The organism is Stutzerimonas stutzeri (genome assembly GCF_019090095.1).
GTDB classification, from domain to species: domain Bacteria; phylum Pseudomonadota; class Gammaproteobacteria; order Pseudomonadales; family Pseudomonadaceae; genus Stutzerimonas; species Stutzerimonas stutzeri_AN.
This window is the reverse complement of record NZ_JAGQFP010000001.1, coordinates 1,068,656-1,093,627: the sequence shown is the minus strand read 5'-3', so window position 1 is coordinate 1,093,627 and position 24,972 is coordinate 1,068,656. Positions and strand designations below refer to the sequence as shown.

The 24,972-nt window shown below is 64.8% G+C and carries 18 protein-coding genes; 2 read left to right on the top strand and 16 right to left on the bottom strand.

Features of this window, described 5'->3' with window-relative positions:
- The first annotated feature begins 126 nt into the window (after positions 1–126).
- Positions 127–438: a class I SAM-dependent methyltransferase gene (locus KVO92_RS04670; protein ID WP_217474475.1), complete on the top strand. Its 312-nt coding sequence runs from the start codon at positions 127–129 to the stop codon at positions 436–438.
- A gap of 25 nt (positions 439–463) precedes the next feature.
- Here KVO92_RS04670 and KVO92_RS04665 read toward each other — a convergent pair whose 3' ends face one another.
- The 16 genes from KVO92_RS04665 to KVO92_RS04590 all read right to left on the bottom strand — a co-directional run bounded on the left by KVO92_RS04665 (position 464) and on the right by KVO92_RS04590 (position 19,726).
- Complete coding sequence (locus KVO92_RS04665) at positions 464–2,137, bottom strand: bifunctional protein-serine/threonine kinase/phosphatase (RefSeq protein WP_217474474.1); 1,674 nt, start codon at positions 2,135–2,137, stop codon at positions 464–466.
- A gap of 85 nt (positions 2,138–2,222) precedes the next feature.
- Positions 2,223–3,434: a nitrate/nitrite transporter gene (locus KVO92_RS04660; RefSeq protein WP_217474473.1), complete on the bottom strand. Its 1,212-nt coding sequence runs from the start codon at positions 3,432–3,434 to the stop codon at positions 2,223–2,225.
- A 351-nt stretch (positions 3,435–3,785) separates the two neighbouring features.
- Positions 3,786–4,229: a thioesterase family protein gene (locus KVO92_RS04655; protein WP_102850898.1), complete on the bottom strand. Its 444-nt coding sequence runs from the start codon at positions 4,227–4,229 to the stop codon at positions 3,786–3,788.
- A 137-nt stretch (positions 4,230–4,366) separates the two neighbouring features.
- Entirely contained in the window at positions 4,367–5,062 is a 696-nt protein-coding gene (locus tag KVO92_RS04650; protein ID WP_217474472.1) for a hypothetical protein, read from the bottom strand.
- A gap of 2 nt (positions 5,063–5,064) precedes the next feature.
- Complete coding sequence (locus KVO92_RS04645; protein ID WP_217474471.1) at positions 5,065–6,183, bottom strand: methyl-accepting chemotaxis protein; 1,119 nt, start codon at positions 6,181–6,183, stop codon at positions 5,065–5,067.
- A 38-nt stretch (positions 6,184–6,221) separates the two neighbouring features.
- On the bottom strand, positions 6,222–7,016 hold the full coding sequence (locus KVO92_RS04640; RefSeq protein ID WP_217474470.1) for an ABC transporter ATP-binding protein: 795 nt from the start codon (positions 7,014–7,016) through the stop codon (positions 6,222–6,224).
- A 9-nt stretch (positions 7,017–7,025) separates the two neighbouring features.
- Positions 7,026–8,015 carry an ABC transporter permease gene (locus tag KVO92_RS04635; RefSeq protein WP_217474469.1) on the bottom strand — a complete coding sequence of 330 codons (990 nt, stop codon included), beginning with the start codon at positions 8,013–8,015 and terminating at the stop codon, positions 7,026–7,028.
- Between the two features lie 46 nt (positions 8,016–8,061).
- Positions 8,062–9,423: a CmpA/NrtA family ABC transporter substrate-binding protein gene (locus tag KVO92_RS04630; RefSeq protein WP_217474468.1), complete on the bottom strand. Its 1,362-nt coding sequence runs from the start codon at positions 9,421–9,423 to the stop codon at positions 8,062–8,064.
- A gap of 1,535 nt (positions 9,424–10,958) precedes the next feature.
- A complete protein-coding gene (locus KVO92_RS04625; RefSeq protein WP_021207457.1) occupies positions 10,959–11,537 on the bottom strand; it encodes an ANTAR domain-containing response regulator in 579 nt (192 codons plus the stop codon).
- Positions 11,538–11,551: 14 nt separating this feature from the next.
- Positions 11,552–12,775 (bottom strand): CmpA/NrtA family ABC transporter substrate-binding protein, encoded by a 1,224-nt coding sequence (locus KVO92_RS04620; RefSeq protein ID WP_217474467.1) that lies wholly within the window; start codon positions 12,773–12,775, stop codon positions 11,552–11,554.
- Positions 12,776–12,955: 180 nt separating this feature from the next.
- Complete coding sequence (locus KVO92_RS04615) at positions 12,956–14,578, bottom strand: BatD family protein (RefSeq protein WP_217474466.1); 1,623 nt, start codon at positions 14,576–14,578, stop codon at positions 12,956–12,958.
- Positions 14,575–16,305, bottom strand: a complete 1,731-nt coding sequence (locus KVO92_RS04610) for a VWA domain-containing protein (RefSeq protein ID WP_217474465.1) — start codon at positions 16,303–16,305, stop codon at positions 14,575–14,577. The genes KVO92_RS04615 and KVO92_RS04610 overlap by 4 nt, the downstream gene beginning before the upstream one ends.
- A complete protein-coding gene (locus tag KVO92_RS04605) occupies positions 16,302–17,315 on the bottom strand; it encodes a vWA domain-containing protein (protein ID WP_217474464.1) in 1,014 nt (337 codons plus the stop codon). The genes KVO92_RS04610 and KVO92_RS04605 overlap by 4 nt, the downstream gene beginning before the upstream one ends.
- Positions 17,308–17,802: a DUF4381 domain-containing protein gene (locus KVO92_RS04600; RefSeq protein WP_217474463.1), complete on the bottom strand. Its 495-nt coding sequence runs from the start codon at positions 17,800–17,802 to the stop codon at positions 17,308–17,310. Before KVO92_RS04600 ends, KVO92_RS04605 begins: the two co-directional genes overlap by 8 nt.
- Entirely contained in the window at positions 17,799–18,767 is a 969-nt protein-coding gene (locus tag KVO92_RS04595) for a DUF58 domain-containing protein (protein WP_217474462.1), read from the bottom strand. The genes KVO92_RS04600 and KVO92_RS04595 overlap by 4 nt, the downstream gene beginning before the upstream one ends.
- The gene (locus KVO92_RS04590) at positions 18,767–19,726 is read right to left on the bottom strand and encodes an AAA family ATPase (RefSeq protein WP_021207450.1); all 960 of its coding nucleotides are present in this window, start codon (positions 19,724–19,726) and stop codon (positions 18,767–18,769) included. The genes KVO92_RS04595 and KVO92_RS04590 overlap by 1 nt, the downstream gene beginning before the upstream one ends.
- A gap of 346 nt (positions 19,727–20,072) precedes the next feature.
- Between KVO92_RS04590 and KVO92_RS04585 the strand changes: the two genes are divergently transcribed.
- The gene (locus KVO92_RS04585; RefSeq protein ID WP_217474461.1) at positions 20,073–24,920 is read left to right on the top strand and encodes an NAD-glutamate dehydrogenase; all 4,848 of its coding nucleotides are present in this window, start codon (positions 20,073–20,075) and stop codon (positions 24,918–24,920) included.
- Positions 24,921–24,972: the final 52 nt, after the last annotated feature.

Genomic DNA, 24,972 nt, shown 5'->3' with positions numbered 1-24,972 from the left:
ATGCGCCGATTTAGTCAGCTACTTGCGGGGCGCCTGGAGCCGAAGGCTTCGAAATACCGCTAAAGCGCTGGTTCGGTGTCGCCTCCCACCGCTGCCCAGCGGAATCCTCGAGGCGGGATCTCTCTCATGAATGCATTACAACGCGCTCCTCTACGCCTGGCCCCGATCACCAGTGGGCTAGGCCGCAGCAATCCGAAAATCCTCCTTGGCGGCAGCCACCAGCCCTCGCTGTTGCGATACCTGGACGGCTGGCCCAAGCGCTGGGGCAAGCCGCGTGCGTTTCGCGTGCAGTTCACCGGTAGCGATGAGTCGCTGGCGCATTTTGCCGCGGACAGTTTCGATCTGGCGGTGATCCAGGCACCCAGCCGCGAGCGCCTCGATGAATGCGTGCGCGAGCTGACCCGTGTCGCGCGGCAAGGTTTGATCGTGCGCCGCTGATCGGACCTGCCAAGCGGCTTGCCTGCTAACCGCCTTTGCCCAGCCAGGCCAGCAAGATCAGGTTGAGCAGCAGCGAGAGCAGGGCGAGGCCGCGCCAGACCTTCAGGGGCTCCCGCTCGAGCAATGGCAACACAGCCGCGCTGCCGGTCAGCCGCTCGCCCTGTTCCAGGGTCAGCAGCCATTCCTCCGCCGTTTCGTAGCGCTGCGCGGGCTCTGCGGCAACGGCGCGCTTGAGCATGTCATCCAGCCACTGCGGCAGGTCGGGGCGATAACGGCTGGCCGGGACCGGGTTACCGAAGCGCGGGCGCTGGAAGGCTTCCACCTCGCCGTAGGGGTAGTGGCCGGTGAGCAGGAAGTAGAGTGTGACGCCCGCCGCATAGAGATCCTGTTCTCGGCTCGGCCCCGCGCCGGCGAATGCCTCCGGGGCGATATAGCTCGGTGTGCCCGGCAGGTGGTGCGGCAGATCCCGAGAAAGCCCCGGGCAATAGGCCAGGCCGAAATCCAGCAGGCGCAGCTCGCCGGCATCGTCCAGATGCAGGTTTTCCGGCTTGATATCGCGGTGCAGGATGTTGCGCCGGTGCAGCATGCCCAGCGCGCGGATCAGGCGTGGCGCCACCTGCAACCAGTCGGGCAGTGCCATCGGGCCCTGTTGGGCGAACTGCTGGGCGAGCGTCTGGCCACGGTATTCGCGCTGCACATAGTAAAGATGCTGGCGCTGCGGCAGACCGTGGACTTCCGGAAAGTGCCGGCCGGCGACGCGGCGCAGAAACCATTCTTCCTGAAGCAGCGCCGCGCCGGCGTCCGGTTCGTCAGCGCGGCTGGGTGGCAGCGTCTTGAGAATCCAGGGGTGACCCTGCTGGTCGCTGACCCGGTAGACCAGCGACTGTCGCGACTCGGCCAGCAACCCCTCGACCGTCCAGCCCTCGAACCGCTGGCCCGGTCGCAGTGCGGGTGGCAACGGCCAGTCCACCAGGTGCGCGAGCGAGTCGGCCAGCGCCGCTTCAGGCAGTTCGTCCACCCGTAGCAGCAGGGCGCTGGCATTGTCCTGGCTGCCGCTTTGGTGAGCGAGGTTGACCAGTGCCTTGGCGGCGTTGGCTAGATCAGGCTCGGCACGGAGGACGTTTCGAATATCGCCCTCGGCAATGCTGGCCCAGATGCCGTCAGTGACCAGCACAAAGGTCTCGCCGAGCCGCAGTTCGCCGTCGAGGTAGTCCACCACCAGGTGCTGGTCCAGACCCATGGCACGCTTGAGCACGTGCTGCATGTTCGGCTGCTCCCAGACATGGTCCTCGCTCAGCCGTTGCAGCTCGCCGTCCAGCCAGCGGTAGGCGCGACAATCACCAACATGGGCGAGGGTGAAACGACGACCGCGTAGCACCAGCGCGGTCAGGGTGGTCAGCAGCGGCTGCCCGCCGCCATTGGCTTGCAGCCAGCGATTGTGCGCCACCAGCAACCGATCCAGCGATTGCGCGACGGTCCAGGTTTCCGGCGTAGCGTAGTAGTCGGTTGCCAGCGCCTGCAGTGTGGCGCGTGCCGCCAGACCGCCATCGGCACATTGGCTAACACCGTCGGCGATGGCGAACAGCGCGCCCTTGCTCGCGGCCAGGCCCGGTGTCGGCGTGACGATGCGCAGCGCGTCCTGGTTTTCTTCGCGCGGTCCGGTGGCGGTGGCTTCGCCGAAGGAAAACTGCAAGGGCATGAAGCATCACTCCGGATGACGCATGGACAGGTGAATAGTCGAAAGGGCGGGTCCGTAGAGCCCGCCCGCTGTCGCCAGTCTGAACTCAGACCCGGGCGGCGGTCATCGCGGCGGAGCCCCAGGTGGTCCTCCAGCGCCGCTTGACGCCATAGAGGCCGAACCAGGCCAGCGCACCCAGGCTGGCAAACAGCCAGAGGCCCATCTGATAGTCCCCGGTGGCCTGTTTGACGGCGCCCAACCCCGCGGTGAGCAGGAAGCCACCGATGCCGCCTGCCATGCCGACCAGCCCGGTCATGACGCCGATCTCCTTGTTGAAGCGCTGCGGCACCAGCTGAAACACCGCACCGTTGCCCGCGCCGAGGCTGAGCATCGCGACCACGAACAGCGCCAGGGCAGCGGTCGAGCTCGGCAGGTTGAAGCCCACGACGAACAGACAGGCCGCCGCAACCGTATACATGACCAGCAGCGAGCGGATCCCGCCGATACGGTCGGCCAGCGCACCCCCCAGCGGGCGCAGCAGGCTGCCGGCGAATACGCAGGCGGCGGTGTAATAGCCGGCCTTGACCGGATCGAAGGCGTACTGGTCGTGGAAGTAGCCGGGCAGGGTGCTGGCCAGACCGAGGAAGCCGCCGAAGGTCACGCTGTAGAAGAACATGAACCACCAGCTGTCACGGTCGCCAAGGGCCTTCATGTAGTCGGCGAAGGATTTCGGCGCGGGACGATTCGGCGCGTTCTTGGCCTGAGTGGCGAAGATGATCAGCACCAGGACCAGTGGAATCAGGGCCAGGCCGAATACGTTGCTCCAGCCAACCATCGTCGCCAGCACCGGCGCGAACAGCGCCGCGAGCACGGTACCGGAGTTGCCCGCCCCGGCGATGCCCATGGCCTTGCCCTGGTGCTGCGGCGGATACCACTGCGAGGCCAGTGGCAGCGCGACGGCGAAGGAGGCGCCGGCCATGCCCAGGAACAGTCCTAGCAGCAGTGCCTGCTCGTAGCTGTGGATGCCATTGAGCCAGGCCACGAACAAGGCGGCGATCACCACCACCTGGCCGAACAGCCCGGCCGTCTTCGGCGAGGTGCGGTCGGCCAGCATGCCCAGCACGAGGCGCAATACCGCGCCGGAGAGGATCGGTGTGGCGACCATGAAGGCGCGCTGCTGCGTCGTCAGTCCGAGATCGGCCGCAATCTGCACACCCAGCGGACCGAGCACGTACCAGACCATGAAACTCAGATCGAAGTAGAGGAAGGCGGAGAACAACGTCGGCGTATGGCCGGACTTCCAGAAACTCGTATTCATCGAACACCTCACTAGACAAGGGCAACCGACGCCGAACGGGCGACGGGGAATTGCGATGGCGGCCGCCCATGTGGCGCCGCCTGAAGTCGTGCGGGCCGCTGGGCATTGCGGCTCGCGCCCCGGTCCTTGGGGCAAAAAAAAGCGCCGCGATACCGCCGTCTGTTTCGACGGGGCAACGCGACGCCTTTGTCATGTCTGTGAGTAACCGCCGTTGGCTACCTGAGTTGCGATAAGCAGAAGCTGTGCCAACCACCGAGGGCGTTGATTGGCGTGCGCTTGACGAGGGACGGTAGGCTGGAATCGATCAGCCAGCGCGCAGTGGTGGTGCGCGGTGCATCGAAGTAGGGCGCGTCAGGCGATGCGGTTGACCTTGGGAAACTTGGCCTCGAACTCGGCTGGCATGCGCACCACCCGCGATTCGAGGTAGTTGTAGAAAACGAAACCGGACTTGGCCATGGCGATCAGGGTGCCATCGGCGGGACGGGTAATGCGAAAGGTGATGTCCCCGCCGTAGGGGTTGAAGTCCATCACGCCGACTTCGAATAACAGGGCGTCCCGCGCATGGGCCTCGGCTTTGTAGGTGGTGGCCAGGTCGGTAACGATGATGCCGCTACCGTCCTTGCTGGTCTCGGCGATGCCGTAGGCAAACAGGAACCGTGCGCGGGCTTCGGAAATCATCGAGATCATCGAGTCGTTGGCCAAGTGGTTGCCGGCATTGATGTCAGTGATGCGAACGGTCAGCTGGGTGGAAAAGCAGAACTGGTCTTCGGGAAATTGCAGGGTCAGGCGGGCCATGGTGCTCTCGTACTGAAGGCTTGGTGCGGGGCGTTGGCCGAATGCCGGCCCGACGCGGGCGCTGATTCTACGCGTGCTCCGGGCCGGCCCAAGCATGATTCAACGAGTTGATGGTCCGTAAGATGTTCTTCGGTGCCTCAGGCGATGCTATGGCGAATGCCTTGCAGGCGCTCGTCGATGATTGGCGTGATCAGCGCGTAGCATTCGGCTGGCGCCAGGCTGACCCGCGGTGCATCGATCAGGTTGCTCTCCAGGTGTTCGATGAGGTTGTGCAGGCTGTCGCCGCTGACCGGGTCGGTGAGGCGCAGGCAGAGATAGCGCATCTGGATCTGCATATCCAACGGGCACTTTTCGAAGTTGGCTGCCCGCACCGCCAGGCCGCGCAGGCGGCCGAGGTCTTCCAGCGCGCGACAGGCCTCGCACAGGCCGGACACCTGCCGATTGCCCTGGAAGACGAGGCGCAGCTCCAGCACATGAATGCTTTCGAGCAGTTGCTCGATCAGGATGCAGTGCGGCTCGAAGTCCGCCGGGTTCTGGCGGATCTGCTGCCACAGCGCGCGCATCGCCGGACGGTTTTCCTCGCCTTTCCATTGCTGCCAGAGCCGGTCGACGTGGTGGGCGACCTCCAATCGCTGCGCGGCGGCTGCGGCATCGGGTTGGCCGCCCAGGCCCCGGTGTTTCTGCACGAATTGCAGTACTTCCAGCGCATGCTGCAAGGCCTGGACATCGGTTGTGCTGAGGCGCTTGCGGTGCCGCTCGGCTGCAACGCGACTGAGATGGTTGCCGAGCAGCACCAGGCAGGCGGCCAGGGTTAGGGCGATCGATACTTCCATGGTCAGGCTTCCGTACGGCTGAGACGAGTGAGGTAGAGGGTCAGGCTGTGCAGCTCTTGGGCCTGGATGCGTTGGCGCTCGACGCCGGTCTCGACGTGATCAAGCTGGTCGCGCAACAGGCGGTTGCCGTGTCGCTGCTCGTCGAGGGCCGCTTGCAGGTGATCGAGTTCGGCCAGGCTCAGCTGGCTGCGCTGCGCCAACTGATCGAGTTCGGCGGCCAAGGCGCTGCTCTGTTCGCCGCTTTGCTCGAGCAATTGCTGGTGCTGGACGACTTCGGCCTCGACGCGACGAACCGCGTTGCCGGTCGTGGCGACCACGCTGGTGATGTCCTGGGCCGCGCAGTCGCTGGTCAGCGCCAGTTGGCGAACCTCGTCGGCCACCACGGCGAAACCGCGACCGTGCTCGCCGGCTCGCGCGGCTTCGATGGACGCGTTCAGGGCGAGCAGCTGGGTTTGCTTGGCAACGTTCTGGATGCTCAGGGCGGCTTTGCCGACGGCGGCCGTGTCCTGCAACAGCTGGCCGACTGCATCCGAGGTGCGCTGCAGGCTCTGGCGCACCTCGGTCATGCGGGTGCTGACGGAGATCGCGTTGTCGCGACCGGCCTGGCTTTGCCGGTGGGTGTCGGCGAAGGCTTGCATGGCCTGCTGGCCCAAGGTGCCAACCCGCTCCAGGTTCTGACTCAGCGCCTGGCTGGCCTCGGTCATCGCCAGCACTCGCTCGCCCTGGTCGATACTACTGTGCTCGGCGGTAGCGGCCATGCGCTCGAGGGCATCGCTGGCGAACTGCACCTCACTTCGTAAACGTTCGCCGCGCAGCGACTGAGCGCCGAAGGCGGCGACCAGATCCTCACGAGGCTGGTCGAGCCCTTGCTGTTGGCCGAGCATGGCCAGCAAATGCTCTCGGTGGCGCTGATGTTCGCGGCGTTTGCGCTGTTGCGTCAGTTGCAGACCTGCGGCGATGCAGGCGAGGGCCAGGGCCAGCCATTGCTGCTGCCAGAGGCCCGCAATACAGGCCATGGCCCAGGCGGCGAGCACCAGCCAATCCACGTAGGACTGCAAGGCGGCGGTGGTTGCGTGCGGCGCGGCGTGCGTTGTACGCGTGCCGTTCAAAACTCTGTCCATGCGCGTGATCCTTTGTCGATGACCTTCCTGGTGGCTTGTCAGGCCGCCGGCCGCTGCTGGCGCTGGTAGAGGAACTCCAGAACCTGCGCCCGGTAGGCGTGGTACTGGGCGTCGTGGGCCAAGGTCATGCGGTCGCGGGGATTTTTGAGCTCGACACGCAGGATCTCGCCAATGGTGGCCGAGGGACCGTTGGTCATCATCACGATGCGATCGGACAGCAGCACGGCTTCGTCGACGTCATGGGTGATCATGATCACGGTGTTGCCAAGGTCGGCGTGGATCTCCATCAGCGAGTCCTGCAGATGCGCGCGGGTCAGCGCATCGAGGGCACCGAAGGGCTCGTCCATCAGCAACACCTTGGGTTGCATGGCCAGCGCACGGGCGATGCCGATGCGCTGTTTCATCCCGCCGGAAATTTCGCTGGGGCGTTTGTCGCGGGCGTGGGTCATGTGCACCAGCTCGAGGTTGTGCTCGATCCAGTCGCGCATTTCCCGTTTGCTTTTCTGGCCCCGGAAGACTTCCCGTACCGCCAGTTCGACGTTTTCGTAGCAGCTGAGCCAGGGCAGCAGGCTGTGGTTCTGGAACACCACGGCGCGCTCCGGGCCAGGTTCGTTGACCTCGCGGCCGTCGAGGATCACGCCGCCGGTGGTGGCCTGATACAGCCCGGCGACGATGTTGAGGACGGTCGACTTGCCGCAGCCGGAGTGGCCGATCAGCGAGACGAACTCGCCCTTGGCGATGCGCAGGTTGACGTTCTGTAGCGCGCAGTAGAGCCCCTTGTCCGTGGGAAAGCTGATACCGACGCCGGTGAGTTCGAGATGGGCGTTGTTCATGTGATTTCCTCAGCGCAGGTCTGCGTTCTTGTCCCAGCTCACGCGGCGCTGGAGCATCAGCATGATGCGGTCCAGGGCGAAGCCGATCAGGCCGATAACGATCACCGCGACCATGATCCGGCCGAGCGAGTTGGAGCTGCCGTTCTGGAACTCATCCCAGATGAATTTCCCGAGGCCGGGGTTCTGCGCCAGCATTTCCGCGGCAATCAGCACCATCCAGCTGGTCGCCAGCGACAGCCGCAGCCCGGTAAAGATCATCGGAATGGCAGCGGGCAGGACGATGCGGCGCACATGACTGAGCGGCGACAGGCGCAGCACGCGGCTGACGTTGGTCAGGTCCTTGTCCAGGTTCGCCACGCCGACCGTGGTGTTGATCACCGTCGGCCACAGGCAGCAGAGCGCGACGGTCAGCGCCGAGGTGACGAAGGACTTGGCGAACAGCGGGTCGTCGCTGACGTAGACGGCGCTGACCACCATGGTCACCAGCGGCAGCCAGGCCAGCGGCGACACCGGCTTGAAGATCTGGATCAGCGGGTTCACCGCGCTGTATACCGTCTTGCTCAGGCCGCAGACGATGCCCAGCGGTACGGCGATCAGCGAGGCGAGGGCGAAGCCGGTCATCACGGTGTAGAGGCTGGTGACGATCTGTTCGAAGAAGGTCGGCTTGCCGGTGTACGGACGGATCTTCACAACGGCGTCGGGGTTCTTGGCCAGCGTGGCGGCGTTGCGTTCCTCCTGCCGAAGGTAGAAGGCGGCGGCCTTTTCCCGCGACTGGATATGCGCATCGACCAGGCCGGTGAACTGCTCGGCGACCTGGCTCGGCCCGGGGAATTGGCCGAGGCTGGTCTGAATGTTCGATGCCAGCAACTGCCAGAACAGCAGGAAGGCAAGGACGCCCACCAGCGGCATGATCACTTGCGGCAGCCAGCGCTTGAGCCGCGCCTGACGGCCAGCCTCCAAGGTCTCTTTGATGTTTTGCACGACGGCTGGGTTGCTCATCGATGTGTCCTCCTGGATCGGGAGGCCTGCGCCTCCCATGCGCGGATCAGAGCGTGGTATCGCCTTTGAGGCCGATCGCGAACTGGTCGAGGTAGGCGTTAGGCGTATGGCCGTCGTAGGTGATGCCGTCGATGGTGTCGGCCAGCGGCTCGCGAATGCCGTCTTCATCGGCGGGCGGCACGTCTTCGGCGCTGAGCAGGCCGTCGGCGATCAGCTCGTCGGCCGCCTGGCGGTAGATGTCCGGGCGGTAGACGCGCTTGGCGGTTTCCAGGTACCAGCTGTCCGGCTTCGCCTCGGCGATCTGGCCCCAGCGGCGCATCTGGGTCAGGTACCAGATGGCGTCGGAGTAGTAGGGGTAGGTCGCGTGGTAACGGAAGAACACGTTGAAATCCGGCACTTCGCGCTTGTCGCCCTTTTCGAACTCGAACGTGCCGGTCATGGAGTTGGCGATGACTTTTGCGTCGGCGCCGACATACTCCGGACGCGAGAGGATTTCCACGGCTTCCCGGCGGTTGGCGTTGTTGTCCTCATCCAGCCATTTGCCGGCGCGGATCAGGGCCTTGACCAGGCGCTTGTGGGTTTCCGGATGGGCCTCGGCCCAGGCCTTGGAGACGCCGAAGACCTTCTCCGACATGTTCTTGCGGATCGCATAATCCGCCACCACCGGCACGCCGATGCCTTTGAACACCGCCTGCTGGTTCCAGGGTTCGCCGACGCTGTAACCGTTGATCGTGCCGGCTTCCATCGTTGAGGGCATCTGTGGCGGCGGGGTGACCGAAAGCAACGCCTGGGCATCGATCTGGCCACTGATGTCGCCCTTGGCGGGCGCGTAGTAGCCCGGATGGATGCCGCCAGCGGCCAGCCAGTAGCGCAACTCGTAATTATGGGTGGACACCGGGAAGACCATACCCAGGTTGAACGGCTTGCCGGCGGCGTGAAATTGCTCGATGACCGGCTTGAGCGCGTTGGCCTTGATCGGATGGACCGGCTTACCATCGGCCATGGCTAGGTGGGGCTTCATCTGCTCCCAAACGGCGTTGGACAGGGTGATGGCGTTGCCGTTGAGGTCCATGGTGAACGCCGTGATGATGTCGGCCTTGGTGCCGAAACCAATGGTGGCGCCGAGCGGCTGTCCGGAGAGCATATGCGCGCCGTCCAGTTCGCCGTCGATGACGCGGTCCAGCAACACCTTCCAGTTGGCCTGGGCTTCGAGGGTGACGTATAGCCCTTCGTCCTCGAAGAAGCCCTTTTCGTAGGCGATGGCGAGCGGCGCCATGTCGGTGAGCTTGATGAAACCGAGCTTGAGCTCTTCCTTTTCCGGCGCCGCGGCCCAGGCGGTCAATGGCAATAGCGGCAGCAGGGCGGAGGCCACTAGCGTTTTCAGCAGCGTACGGCGGGTCTTGCGCATGATTTATCCCTCAATCGCGAAACGAAAAAAAGGCGCAACGGACGCCCCTCTGCATGCGCAGAGCGGGCACCGTTGACGCCTTTGTCAATTCGTCCCGATCACCGCCGTTGGCGACCCGAAGACGTGGTGCCAAGGTGATTGCAAGGGGCTTGCCAGGTTCTGCTTCGGCGCGAAATTCCTTTAAAAATCGATTTAAATCAAATGGTTGTGATTGTTTGGTCGCGAGGTGCCGTCAGTTGGCGGCGCGACGAGTAGCCGGGCGCGGGGAGCGAAGTTCGTGCAGCACGAGGCGGTCGGGCGCGCTTTTGGGGCCGCCGGGGCATCGCCGTCGCAGTCTTGAGGTATCCAGCGGCGCAGCCAGGGTGGCAGGCAGAGCCTGCTCCTACAGGAGCTGCGGATGCTTGAGGGATTTGCAGCGTAGCGGTGCTGCCTGACGGGGTCGGGTCCGTCTGTAGGAGCGGGCTCTGCCCGCGACCTTTGGGGCATCCAGCGACGCAGTCTTGAGGTATTCAGCGGCGCAACCACGGTCGCAGGCAGAGCCTGCTCCTACAGGGGCTGCGCATGCTGGAGGCACGTGCAGCGTAGCGGTGCTGCGTGACGGGGTCGGGTCCGTCTGTAGGAGCGGGCTCTGCCCGCGACCTTTGGGGCATCCCGCGGCGCGGTCTTGAGGCAGCCACCGGCGGGGCCAGGGTCGCAGGCAGAGCCTGCTCCTACAGGGGCGGCGGATGCTTGAGGGATTTGCAGCGTAGCGGTGCTGCGTGACGGGGTCGGATCCGTCTGTAGGAGCGGGCTCTACCTTTGGGGCATCCCGCGACGCAGTCTTGAGGTATCCAGCGGCGCAGCCAGGGTCGCAGGCAGAGCCTGCTCCTACAGGAGCTGCGGATGCTTGAGGGATTTGCAGCGTAGCGGTGCTGCGTGACGGGATCGGGCCGTCTGTAGGAGCGGGCTGCCCGCGACCTTTGGGGCATCCCGCGACGCGATCTTGAGGTATTCACCGGCGCAGCCAGGGTCGCAGGCAGAGCCTGCTCCTACAGGGGCGGCGGATGCTTGAGGGATTTGCAGCGTAGCGGTGCTGCGTGACGGGGTCGGATCCGTCTGTAGGAGCGGGCTCTGCCCGCGACCTTTGGGGCATCCCGCGACGCGGTCTTGAGGTATCCAGCGGCGTGGCCAGGGTCGCAGGCAGAGCCTACTCCTACAGGAGCTGCGGATGCTTGAGGGATTTTCAGCGTAGCGGTGCTGCGTGACGGGGTCGGATCCGTCTGTAGGAGCGGGCTCTGCCCGCGACCTTTGGGGCATCCCGCGACGCGGTCTGAGGCATCCACCGGCGTGGCCAGGGTCGCAGGCAGAGCCTGCTCCTACAGGAGCTGCGGATGCTGGAGGGACTTGCAGCGTAGCGGTGCTGCCTGATGGGGTCGGGGCCGTCTGTAGGAGCGGGCTCTGCCCGCGACCTTTGGGGCGTCCAGCGGCGCGGCTTGAGGCATCCACCGGCGTGGCCAGGGTCGCAGGCAGAGCCTGCTCCTACTGGTGATGCGGGCTTACTGCCCCAGCAGATCGTTCATTGCGATGATTTGTTCGGCCACCTGGATCAGCTTCTGCTGGCGGCTCATGGCCTGGCGACGCATGAGGGTGTAGGCCTCTTCTTCGTTGCAGCTGCGCATCTTCATCAGCATGCCCTTGGCCAGCTCGATGCGCTTGCGTTCGACCAGTTGCTGGTCGCGCGCATGCAGTTGCGCACGGATGGCCTGGTCGCTCTCGAAGCGGGCCATGGCGACGTCGAGGATCGGCTTCAAGCGCTGGGCCTGAATACCCTCGACGATGTAGGCGCTGACGCCCGCACGGATCGCCTGGCGCATGGCGTCCGGGTTGCTGTCGTCGGTGAACATGACGATGGGCCGCGGCTGGTCCCGGGTCACCATCACCACTTGTTCCATCACGTCGCGGCCGGGGGAGTCGGTGTCGATCAGCACCACGTCGGGACGAATCGCCTCGACGCGCTCGGGCAGATCGATGGTCAGGCCGGACTCCTCGATCACCTCGAAGCCGGCCTCTATCAGGGCGGTGCGCAGGCGCCCGACCTTGCGCGGGGTATCGTCGATCAGGAGGACACGAAGCATGGCTGTCTCCCTCTTCAAGGCAAGCTGAGTGGCGGCTCGGCGTCCGCCATCGCATGCAGGGTGAAACTGCGCGCGTAGCCGGCGGGATCGCTGCCGTCCCAGCGGCTGCCGTCCATGAGTGTGGCGCTGCGCATGGGCGAGTCGGGTATGGCGATCTGCAGCGCGGTCGCCGCATCGCGGTAAAGGCCGGTCTGCTGAACACTTTGCGCCACGGCGAGGTAGTCGGGATCCTCACGCAGCAGGCCCCAGCGCCTCAGCTGGGTCATGAACCAGAGGCCGTCGGAGTGGTAGGGCATGTTCACCTCGCCGTTGCCAAAGAAGCGCAGCGGGTGCTTGTCCATCCAGGCGTGGCCGAGCCCGTCTTCATACTGGCCGAGAAAGCGCGGTTCGATGGCCGCTACCGGCGCATCGACATAGTCGCTGCCGGCAATCAGTCGTGCGGTACTGCGTCGATTTTCTGGGCTTGCGTCAATGAAGCGACTGGCCTCGAGAATCGCCATGACCAACGCCCGAGCGGTGTTGGGGTGCTGGTCGACGAACTCACGGGTACAGCCGAGGACTTTCTCCGGATGGTCAGCCCAGATCGACTGGCTGGTCGCGATGGTGTAGCCCAGGTTCTCTTCGATGGCCAAGGCGCCCCAGGGCTCGCCGGCGCAGAATCCGTCGATGCGGCGTGCACGCAGGTGGGCGACCATCCGCGAAGGCGGCACCACCAGGGTGCGCACGTCTTCGAGTGGATGGATGCCGTGGGCGGCGAGCCAGTAATAGAGCCAGAGGGCATGCGTCCCGGTCGGGAAGGTCTGTGCCAGCGTGAGTTTCGCACCACTGTGGCGCACGCAGCGGTGGAGCGCGTCAGGATCGATCACGCCAGCGGCTTTTAGCGCGCTGGACAGACTGATGCTCTGGCCGTTCTGCGCCAGTCCCATGAGCACGGCCATGTCCTTGCGCGGGCCGCCACCGATGCCCAGATGCACGGCATAGATCAGACCGTAGAGGCCGTGAGCGGCATCCAGTTCGCCTTCGACCAGTTTGTCGCGCAGGCTCGACCACGAACTCTGCCGCCGAAGATTGAGCGTGAGCCCGTACGGCTGGGCGAAGCCCTGCGTGGCCGCGACGATCAGCGAGGCCGCATCGGTCAGCGCCATGAATCCAAGCTCGACGACGTGCTTTTCCGGCGCGTCGCTGCCTGCGACCCAGGCCAGTGGATCAGGCTTAAGGGGGGGATTGGAAAGTGGCATACAGGCAGGACCTTCGAAAGGCACCCATCGCGGGGAAGCGACTCGGGTGTGGATGATCATGTGGCCTGCAAAGCAAGCCATATGCCAAGGTCCTGCTGTCCAGTGCCGTTGTGCTCGCGCCGCCTGGGCGAGCCGCGGCGCCGGCGACGCGGTTTGGTTCGCGTTGCGTGGGGCCTGTCGTCAGCGTGGATACAGTGGCGGCAAGGCCCCGGACGCCGCCTCGCCGGTTGTCGGCCGCGCGGCTGGGAGGCTCTGGATCGCCTGCCATAGCGCTTCGCCTTGCCAGCGCTGGCCGGTTTCGCTGTAGAGCGCGCCGTTCAGGCCATCCAGGGCGTCCGAGAGCGGAACGAAGCGTGCCGCCATTTCCGCCAGGGTTTCCGGTTGCTGGCGTGCCCAGGCGTCCAGCGCATGACGTGTTGCCTGGGTGTCGTTGGCCAGACAGGCGCGCTTGAGATCGTCCAGCAGGCTGCGTGGCGTCGGGCCGCTCTGCACCGTGCGGACCACCGCTGGCTGACTGCGCGCCCGCAGCCACAGGCCGAACCCGAGCAGGGTGGTCAGGGCCAGTACCGCGCTGCTCAACTGCCATGGCCACAACCGCCGCGGCGGTGACAACGGATGAGCCACATCGGCCTCTTCGAGGGCGGCTTGCTGGAGTTCGGGATTTTCGGCGACCTGCAGGGTGCGTTCGGCAAGCGTGGTGCGCTCGAGCCGATCTGCCACGGTGTTCCACCAGACGACTTCGGTGGCCGGCAGCCGGTAGTCGCCGGCGTCGCTCGCCACCAGTGCCTCGCGCTGCTCCCGGCTGCCGGTAATGCCGTTCTCGTTCACCGTGTCGTTCAGGCTTGGTTGGTCGGGGTAACGCCGTAGGCCCGGTACTGGCGGCGGCTCGATCGGAGGCAGTTGGGCGCTGGACAGCCCCTCTGCTTTGAGCAGCAGGCTGCGGGTCAGGGCTTCGCCCAGCTGTGCGTCCTGCGGCTGCGGACTCCAGGCTTCGACCAGGGTCAGGTTGGCAGCCGGTAGCCAGGGCGCATCCTCGGGGTAATCAGCGGGCTTGGGCTTGACCTGCAGTGGGATCTCCGGCGATTTGACCTGGGTCGTCTTGCCGAAACGGGAGCCGTAGTAGTCGCCGCTGGGAGCGACCGTGGTTGCGCTGAACAGCTGGGCGGGGATGGTCAGCGTGCCACTTCTCTGTGGATACAGCGCATAGCGGATCTCGATCACGCCATGGCGGATGCCGTTGATGTCCTTCTCGTAAGTACGCGGTTCGCCGAGACGTTCGACCAGCGCGTCGCCGAATTGCAGGGGCGACAGGGTGCTGTCGTCGTAGAGCGAGACGGAATGATAGATACGCAGGGTCAGCACCACCTGCGCCTGCACGTAGACGCTTTCCTTGTCGAGGCTGGAGTCGATGAAGATCGGGGCGAGCTTGTCGCCGCCCTCGGCGCTGGACTCGCTGACGTTGAGCATGATGGCCTCGCTGCGCCAGTCGCCCAGCTGCAACGGAGGAATGACGACGTAACCGGTCCGCTGGGGTTGCAGCGTGATCAGCCACTGGGTGACAGCCCGCGTTTCGCCGTAGCTGCTGGAGAGCCCGTTTGTCTGCCGCGTTCCGAGCACCCGGAAGAGTCCGTCGAGCGGTTGCAGATCCGGCTTGCCGAACACCGTGGTGTCACTGGTCTCCAAGGTGAGCTCAACGGTTTCGTCCAGGCTTAGCTGCGTACGATCGACTCGCGCGACCAACGTCGCCGCGCTGGCCTGGCAGGCGAGCAGCAGCGCTAACAGCAATAAGGTCACCCGCGTCATCGATTCAGCTCCTGGCGCTTGCGTTGTTCGAGGAGAAACTTGCGACGTAGCAGCTCGCCGGGGTTGTCCGGAATCCTGCGCAGCCATTGCGCCAGCGCCTGGTCCTGCTCCGGATCGACGGCGGCTTCGCGCGGCTGCTCCGGCATACCCTGCGGCTCGCCCTGTTCGTTTGCCGCTGGCGGCTGGGTCGGCAGGGCATCCGACGCTTCGTCAGCGTTGCCCGGCTCCTGCTGATCGGGTGCTTCGCTGGCGTCACGCCGGTTCACGGCAGGACTACCGGGCGCTGGCGGTGGTTCGCTCTGGTCGGCGGAGTTCGGTTCCTGCGGAGGGCTCTCGGAGGGCTGCTCCTGCTGCGCCTGTTGCTCGCGCTGACGCAGGAGTGCCTCGACGATGGCCTTGTTGCGACGGGCCGGTTCCAGATCCGGGTCGAGTTCCAGCGCCTGATCATACGCTTCGATCGCGGCCTGCAGCTCATCGTTGTGGGCCAACGCGTTGCCGCGGTTGAAGTGCGCCGAGGGGGTATCGCCCTTGGCGAATTGCTCGGCGGCGCCGGCAAAATCACCGGCCTGATAGCGGGCATAGCCCTGCCACTGCGGGTCCTCGAATCGCTGCGCCGCGTCAGCCGGGCGCTGCGCTTGCAGCAGGCGCATGCCTTGCTGATCCGGACGCAACCAAAGGTCTTGCAATGTCAGCGCACTGGCCGGCTGCGGCATGGCCGTGATCAGCAGTGGCAGGCAGAACAGCCAGCCGCGCCGTCCCGCACATGCCGCCAGCAACAGCAAGGGAAGCAGCAGCCAGTAGCCTTGGTCCAACCAGCTATCCAGCTGGGTGGTGTCGTCCTGGTTCAGCAGTTCACCGTTGCGCTCCAGCAGGCCGAGGCTGCGCAGGTCGCCGTCATCGATACGGGCACCTTGATAGCGGCCGCCGAGCTCGGTAGCGAAACGGCGCAGGGTGCGTTCATTCAGTCGCGGGATCAGGATCGCGCCCGCGTCATCCTTCAGGAAGCTGCCGTCTTCCCTGGCGATGGGCGCCCCTTGCTCGGTACCGATGCCGAGCATCAGCAGCTGTTGCCCGCTCTCACCGAGCAACGTGGCGATGCCGTCACGCTCCTGTGCGTCCAGGCTGCTGCCGATCAGCAACAGCCGTCCACGCCCGTTCGCCCCTTGCTCGAGCAACTCGAGGCCGCCTTGCACGGCCAGATCCGCGCGGTGCCCGGGCTCAGGCATCAGGGTGGGCTGCAGGGCATCCAGCAGATTCTGTGTGGTGGTGATGTCATTGGAGAGCGGCACCAGAACATGCGCGCTGCCGGCAAATGCGATGACTGCGGTCTGGGCATCCTGGCGCGCCCGCAGCAGGTCGAGAATCTTGCGTTTGGCCTGTTCCAACCGGTTGGGCTGGACGTCGGCTGCGAGCATGGCCGGCGTTGTGTCGAGCAATACCACCAGCGGGTCGGCACGTGACAGCCGAGGCTGTTCGGCCTGCTGCCAGCTCGGTCCGAGCAGCGCCAGGCATGCCAACAGCCAGGCCGAGCCGAGCACCAGCCAGGGACGCCTGCTGTTGCGTAGCCTGCCACGCGTGAGCAACGCCGCATGGAACGCTTCGGGCAACAGGCGCTGCCAGCGGCCGATCTGCCGCTGGCGATGCCAGAGCCGCCACAGCAACCAGAGGGGCAGCGGCAGGATCAACAGCCAGAACGGCCTGAGCAGATGGGGCACGAGTTCGATCATGGCTGCTCTCTGCGCCAGAGAAGATGCCGCAGCGATGGCCGCCAAAGACGATTGGCCACCAGCAGCAGACTGATCAACAACGCGGCCGAGAGCGGCCAGGCATAGAGCGCTTCGGCGATGCGTGCTTGGGCCGGTTGCTGCGCGGTCGGCTCGAGCTCGTCGAGCGTCGCGCCGATGGCCTGTAACTCGTCGCTCGACCGGGCGCGGAAATAGCGCCCTCCGGTTTGCTCGGCGATCGCCCTCAGGGTTGCTTCGTCCAGCTCGGCACCCACCATGCCGAAATGCTGGAGGACGCCCCCGGCCTGGGCATCGGCGCCGATACCGATGGTATGGATCTTGATCCCTTCGGCCGCCGCCAGCCGCGAGGCCAGCACCGGGTCGATTTCTCCGCCGTTGTTGGCGCCATCGGTGACCAATACCAGGACTCGGCTCTGTGCCGGGCGTTCGCGCAGCCGCTTGATCGCCAGGCCGATCGCATCGCCGATGGCCGTGTTGTTGCCAGCGATGCCCACGACAGCCTCGTCGAGCCAGGTTCGTACGGTCTGGCGATCGAACGTCAGCGGGGCCTGCAAGTAGGCCTTGCTGCCGAAGAGGATCAAACCGACCCGGTCACCGCGGCGCTCGCTGATGAACTCGCCGAGCAGATGCTTGACCAGTTCCAGACGACTGATTTCATCGTCTTGCCAGTGCATGTCCGGGTAGTCCATCGATCCGGACACATCCACTGCCAGCAACAGGTCACGGCCACTGGTGGGCAAGGGCAGCGGTTCGCCGAGCCATTGCGGGCGGGAGGCTGCGAACAGCAGCAGCAACCAGACCACCAGGTAGGGCAGCTGCTGCCGCCAGGCGGGCAGGCTGACGGACGCGCGACGGCCGGCCAATGACTCGAGCTCGCTGAGGAAACTGACTTTCAGGGCCGCGTCGCCGCTGTCCGCGGCGGGCAGCAACCAGCGCATCACCCAGGGCAATGGCAGCAGCACGAATACCCACGGCCACGCCAGTTCAAACATGCTTGCGAATCCATATCTGCACGGATTGCTCGAGGTTCTGGATAGCCTTGTCGTCCAGTCTGCAATCGGCGCGGTAGACGCCATCGACCAGAATCATCCAGCGCGTCAGCCCGGCGGCCGGACACCGGCTGTCGAGAAATGCCAGCCAGGCACGTCCGCTGAGCGTGTGAGGATTATCGTTCGGGTAGCGGGTGCGGCAGAGTCGTTTGAGCAGGGCGTTGAGCTGCTGGAGCCACTGGTTGGCCGGGGCGCCGCCGTAGGGTTTGGCCAACTGCGCGAGCTCGTCCAGCGCGATCTGCCGCTGGGGGTCGATAGGCGTTTCGGCATCCGTTGCCCGCGCCGGACTCCTGCGTTGCCAGGGACGCAAGCGGAACAACAGGAGGACGCTGAGCAAGAGGGCCGCCAGGAACCACCAACCGGGCGCCGGAGGCCAAGCACTGATTGCGGGTGGGGCAATCAACGGCTCGAGTTGGTCGAGCGTGCTCATCGCGGTGCTCCGGGATGCTGCACGCTGAGGTGTTCGCGCAATTGATCGATCAGGTCACGCTGGGTATCCAGCGGCATCAGCGGCAAACGCAGGCGATCGGCGAGGCGCTGCCACCGTGCACTACGCGCTTCACCCTGACTGCGGTAGGCCTGGCGTATGAGTGGGTCATGGCTGTCCAGATCCAGGCGGGCACCGAACTGGGCGAAGCGCAGCAGCCCGGCCGCCGGCAAGGCATGGTCGAGCGGATCGAACACCGGAACCATCAGCAGGTCGACGTGACGGGCGAGCAGGGTCAACTGCTGCTCGGCGGCATCGCCGAGGGCACGCTCGTCGCAGATGACCACCGCCAGACTTCCGGGGCGCAGGACTTCGCGAGCACGTCTCAGGGCCAGCCCGAACGCATCCGGGTCGCTGCTCTGATCGGCATTCAAGCCGGCATTGGCGCGGGCCAAACGGTCGAGCAATTGCAGCAGACTTTGCTTGCTGCGCCGAGGTTTGATCTCGTGATGTTCGCCGTGACCGAAGACCAGGCCACCGACCCGGTCGTTGTGGCTCAGTGCTGCCCACCCCACCAGGCTGGCCGCCTGCGCGGCCAATACCGACTTGAAAGCCAGCCCGCTGCCGAAAAACAGCCGAGGACTCTGTTCCACCAGGATGTAGATCGGACGTTCACGTTCTTCATGAAACAGCTTGGTATGCGGCTCTTGAGTGCGCGCCGTGACCCGCCAATCGATGGTGCGGACGTCGTCCCCGGCCTGATAGATGCGCACCTGATCGAAATCCACACCGCGCCCGCGGAGCTTGGAGTGATGCAGGCCGACCAGTGGGCTGCGGCGATGCGGCGTCGAGAACAGCGGGACTTCGCGAACCCGATGCCGCATGTCGATCAGCGCGGCGAGGCCCACGCGCACGCCCGTCTGCGCAGCGTCGGCCTGCGCACGGTCGGATGAAGGCGAGGGGGGCATCAGGCCACCGCCACCACGTCGAGGATGCGCTGCAGGACGCGGTCCTGATCGATACCGGCGGCCTCCGCTTCGAACGAGAGGATGAGCCGGTGGCGCAGCACATCGAACAGCATGGCTTGAATGTCTTCGGGACTGACGAAGTCACGGCCGGCGAGCCAGGCGTGGGCGCGGGCGCAACGATCCAGCGAGATCGAGCCGCGCGGACTGGCGCCGTAGGCAATCCAACCGGCGAGCTCGGCATCGAACTTGGCCGGCGTGCGGGTCGCCATGACCAGCTGTACCAGGTATTCCTCGACCGCATCGGCCATGTACAGGCCCAGGATCTCTTTGCGAGCGGCAAAGATGGCTTGCTGGGAGACGCGGTGCTCGGGTGGGGTTTCGCCGTTGATGGCCTCACCACGCGCCTGCTGCAGGATCCGCCGTTCCACCGAGGCGTCCGGAAAACCGAGTTTCACATGCAGCAGGAAGCGGTCGAGCTGGGCCTCGGGTAACGGGTAGGTGCCTTCCTGCTCGATCGGGTTCTGGGTGGCCATGACCAGAAACAGCGGCGACAGGTCGTAGGTGCTGCGTCCTACGCTGACCTGGCGCTCGGCCATCGCCTCGAGCAACGCCGACTGGACCTTGGCCGGGGCGCGGTTAATCTCGTCGGCCAGCACCAGGTTGTGGAAGATCGGCCCTTGCTGGAAGACGAAGCTGCCGGTCTCAGGCCGATAGATTTCGGTACCAGTAATGTCGGCCGGCAGCAGGTCGGGCGTGAACTGAATGCGATGGAACTCGGCTTCCAGGCCGCCGGCCAGCTCCTTGATCGCCCGGGTCTTCGCCAGCCCAGGGGCACCCTCCACAAGCAGATGGCCGTCGGCGAGCAAGGCGACCAGCAGCCGCTCCACCAGCCGTTCCTGGCCGAGAATCTGGGTTGAAAGAAACTGTCGCAGCGCGACTATGGCTTCACGGTGATCCATCGTTGAACTCTTCTGCGGAGGCTTGTCGGGGCGTATGCCCGACGGCGACGACTTTAATTCATTTGCCAGGTGGCAGCCATGCGCCGCTCGGCAACTTCGGTGGCGTGCGGTGCCTTTTGCGTGCCGTTGGGCTTGGCGTCAGGCGGCGCGCAACCGCTCGCTCGGGCGATTCGTATTCAGGCGCGAAAGAAATGTGACTGCTGCGTCATTGGCGGCGCCAGAGAAGGGTAGGTCCGCGTTCATGCAATCGCTGTTTTGCTGAACTAACGTGGAACTTACACGTTGCGTTGCCAGTCAGGTGCCGCGACTGCCTTAGTCGAATTCCAAGCCAGAATGGAGCGAAAAAATGGCGTTCTTTACAGCTGCCAGCAAAGCCGACTTTCAGCAACAACTGCAAGTGGCGTTGGCGCAGCATGTCGACGAGAAACTCCTGCCACAAGTGGGACTCTTCGCCGAGCAATTCTTCGGAATCGTGGCTCTTCCCGAGCTGACAGAGCGACGCATGAGCGACCTGGTCGGCTCAACGCTGGCCAGTTGGCGCCTTCTGGAGCACTTCGACCCGGGCACCCCGGAAGTTCACGTCTTCAATCCGGACTATGAGAAGCACGGCTGGCAGTCGACCCACAGCGTGGTCGAGGTGCTTCATCCCGACATGCCGTTCCTCGTCGACTCGGTGCGCATGGAGCTGACGCGCCGCGGCTACGCCATCCATACGCTGCAAAACAGCGTGCTGCAGGTGCGTCGGGACGCCGACGGCAGCCTGATCGAGCTATTGCCCAAAGGCAGCGCCAGCGAAGGCAGCCAGGCCGAGTCGCTGATATTCGTCGAGATCGATCGTTGTGCCAGCGCCGCAGCGCTGCGCGAACTCGAGCAGTCGCTGCACGGAGTGCTGGCCGAGGTCCGCCTGGCGGTCAACGATTTCCCGGCGATGAAGGCCAAAGCCGAAGAGCACCACGCCCGTCTGGGTACGCTGCAGCTGGCCGACGCGGCTGAACTGTCCGAAAGCCGAGACTTCATGCGCTGGCTGGCCGACGATCATTTCACCTTCCTCGGCTACGAGGAGTTCACCGTGGTCGACCAGGGTGACGGTGGTCGCATCGTTTACGACGAGTCCTCGCTACTGGGCCTGTCACGCGTCTTGCGGACCGGGCTGGAGGAAGACGATCAGCTGATCATGCCGCCGGCCCTGGCCTATCTTCGCGAGCCGCTGCTGCTGTCGTTCGCCAAGGCAGCGACCCCGAGCCGGGTGCACCGGCCGGCGTATCCGGACTTCGTCTCCATTCGCGAATTCGACGAGCAAGGCCGTGTGGTCCGTGAATGCCGCTTCCTTGGGCTGTTCACCTCCTCGGTCTATACCCAGAGCGTGCGGCGGATCCCCTACATCCGCAGCAAAGTGGCCGAAGTGGTGAGGCGCTCGCAGTTCGACGATTCGGCGCACCTGGCCAAAGAGCTGATCCAGGTACTGGAAGTCCTGCCGCGCGACGAACTGTTCCAGATGACGCTCGACCAGCTGTTCAGCACGGCCATCGCCATCGTGCAGATCCAGGAGCGCAACAAGCTGCGTCTGTTCATGCGGATCGATCCTTATGGGCGGTTCTGCTACTGCCTGGCTTATGTACCGCGCGACAGTTATTCGACCGAAACCCGTCTGCGGATTCAGCAAGTGCTGATGGATCGCCTGGAGGCCAGCGGGTGCGAGTTCTCGACCTACTTCTCCGAATCGGTGCTGATCCGCGTGCAATTCCTGCTGCGCCTGGATCCGAACAAGCAGGTGCAGTTCGATCCCGCCCAGCTGGAAAACGAAGTCGTACAAGCCTGTCGCACCTGGCAGGACGACTACACGAGCGTGGTCATCGAACAGTTCGGCGAGGCGCAGGGCACCGGCATTCTCGCCGAATTCCCGAAGGGCTTTCCGGCCGGCTACCGTGAGCGGTTCGCCCCGCATTCGGCGGCGGTGGACATGCAGCACGTGCTCAGCCTGAGTGAAGAGCGTCCGCTGGTGATGAGCTTCTACCAGCCGATCACAGCGGTGGAAAACCGCCTGCACTGCAAGCTCTACCACATGAACACGCCGCTGCCGTTATCGGACATGCTGCCGATTCTGGAAAACCTCGGGTTGCGCGTGCTGGGCGAGTTCCCGTTCCACCTGCGCCGTAAGGATGGCCGCGAGTACTGGATACATGACTTCGCGTTCACGTACGCGGAGGGGCTCGAAATCGACCTGATGGAGATCAACGAGCCGCTGCAGGATGCCTTCATCGCCATTCATAACGGCCAGGCCGAAAACGATGCCTTCAACCGCCTGGTACTCACCGCTGGGCTGACCTGGCGAGAAGTGGCACTGCTGAGGGCCTATGGTCGCTACCTCAAGCAGATCCGCATGGGCTTCGATCTGGGCTACATCGCCAGCGCGCTGCTCAACCACACCGATATCGCCCGCGAGCTGGTGCGGTTGTTCAAGATGCGTTTCTACCTGGCACGCAAACTCGGCGAGGACGACCTGGCCGACAAGCAGGCACGCCTGGAACAGGCGATCATCACCGCGCTGGATGACGTCGCGGTGCTCAATGAGGACCGTATCCTGCGCCGCTACCTGGCGCTGATCAAAGCGACCCTGCGCACCAACTTCTACCAGGTCGATGCCAGCGGCAAGCCGAAGAGCTACTTCAGCTTCAAGCTCGACCCCCGGTCGATTCCGGAAATGCCGCGACCGGCCCCGAAGTTCGAGATATTCGTCTATTCGCCGCGCGTCGAAGGCGTGCACCTGCGCGGCGGCAAAGTGGCACGGGGCGGTTTGCGCTGGTCGGATCGCGAGGAAGACTACCGCACCGAAGTGCTGGGCCTGGTCAAGGCGCAGCAGGTCAAGAACGCCATCATCGTGCCTGGCGGCGCCAAGGGTGGCTTCGTTCCGCGTCGGCTGCCAACCAGCGGCTCACGCGATGAGGTGCTGGCCGAAGGCATTGCCTGCTACCGCATCTTCATCAGCGGCTTGCTGGACATCACCGACAATCTCAAGGATGGGAAAGTGGTGCCGCCGGTCAATGTGGTGCGTTACGACGAAGACGACCCCTATCTTGTCGTGGCGGCGGACAAGGGCACCGCAACCTTCTCCGACATCGCCAACGGCATCGCTGCCGAGTATGACTTCTGGTTGGGGGACGCATTCGCCTCGGGCGGTTCCGCCGGTTATGACCATAAGAAGATGGGCATCACCGCCAAGGGCGCCTGGGTGTCGGTACAGCGGCACTTCCGCGAGCGTGGCATCGATGTGCAGCGTGATCCCGTCAGCGTGATCGGCATCGGTGACATGGCCGGTGACGTATTCGGCAACGGCTTGCTGATGTCCGAAACCCTGCAGTTGGTGGCGGCCTTCAACCACCTGCACATCTTCATCGATCCGGATCCGGACGCGGCGCGCAGCTTCATCGAGCGCAAGCGCCTGTTCGACCTGCCGCGGTCGTCCTGGACCGACTATGACCCATCGCTGATTTCGGCGGGCGGCGGTGTGTTCCCGCGCTCGGCCAAGCGCATCACGATCACCCCGCAGATGAAGGCGCGCTTCGACATCGAGGCCGATCAGCTGACGCCAGCCGAGCTGATCCATGCGCTGCTCAAGGCACCGGTGGATCTGCTCTGGAACGGTGGCATCGGCACCTACGTCAAGAGCACCACCGAGACTCATGCGGACGTGGGCGACAAGGCCAACGATATCCTTCGGGTCAACGGCAACGAGCTACGCGCCAAGGTCATCGGCGAGGGCGGCAACCTCGGTATCACCCAGCTCGGGCGGGTCGAGTACTGCCTCCACGGCGGGGCGGCGAACACGGACTTCATCGATAACGCCGGTGGCGTGAACTGCTCGGACCATGAGGTCAATATCAAGATCCTGCTCAACGAGATCGTCAGTGCTGGCGACATGACGAGCAAACAGCGCGACAAGCTGCTGTTCGATATGACCGATTCGGTGTCCGAACTGGTGCTGCACGACAACTACAAGCAGACCCAGGCGCTGTCCCAGGCCGAACACCGGGCCCGTGAGGGCGGTGGCGAATACAAGCGACTGATCAGCGCGCTGGAAGCCGACGGCTTGCTGGATCGAGCGCTGGAGTTTCTGCCCAGCGACGAGGCGCTTGCCGACCGCGCCACGCTCGGCAAAGGACTGACCCGTGCCGAGTTGTCGGTACTGATCTCCTACAGCAAGATCCATCTGAAAGAAGCCCTGCTGCAGTCTCGGGTTCCGGACGACGCCTACCTGGCGCGTGAAATGGAGAGTGCATTCCCGCAAATGCTGGCCGAGCAGTATCGCGGTGCAATGTTGCAGCACCGACTGAAGCGCGAGATCGTCAGTACCCAGATCGCCAACGACCTGATCAACAACATGGGCATCACCTTCGTGCAGCGGCTGCACGAGGCGACCGGCTTGAGCGCGGCTAACGTTGCCGGCGCCTATGTCATCGTGCGGGACATCTTCCACCTGCCGCACTGGTTCCGTCAGATCGAAGCGCTGGACTACAAGATCCCGGCCGAGCTGCAGTTGAATCTGATGGAAGAGTTGATGCGCCTGGGCCGCCGGGCCACGCGTTGGTTCCTGCGCAATCGGCGCAACGAGCTCGACGCGGCGCGCGATGTCGGTCATTTCGGCCCTCGCGTCGCGGCGCTCGGATTGAAGCTCGATGCCTTGCTACAAGGTGCGACACGCGACCTGTGGCAGGCGCGCTACGAGCGCTACACCGAGGCGGGCGTACCCGAGCTGCTGGCACGGATGGTCGCCGGAACCAACCATCTGTATACCTTGCTGCCGATCCTGGAAGCAGCCGACGAAACCGGGCAGCCGCCAGCTGATGTGGCGGCGGCCTACTTCGCGGTCGGCGGCGCGCTGGAGTTGCCGTGGTATCTGCAGCAGGTGACCAGCCTGCCGGTAGAAAACAATTGGCAGGCGCTGGCACGTGAGGGCTTCCGCGACGACCTGGACGGTCAGCAGCGCGCCATTACGGTCTCGGTGTTGCAGATGAGCGACGCGCCTGAAGGTCTGGATGAGCGGGTGCAGCTGTGGCTGGAGCAACGGGAGTATCAAGTGGAGCGCTGGCGGCGGATGCTGGTCGAGCTGCGTGGCGCCAGCAGCGTCGACTACGCGATGTATGCCGTTGCCGGGCGTGAGTTGCAGGATCTTGCCCAGGGCGGCCCTCGACGCTAATGGTCAGATGCCCCCAGTGCTTCTGAGGGCTATCGACAGCTAAACGAACGCC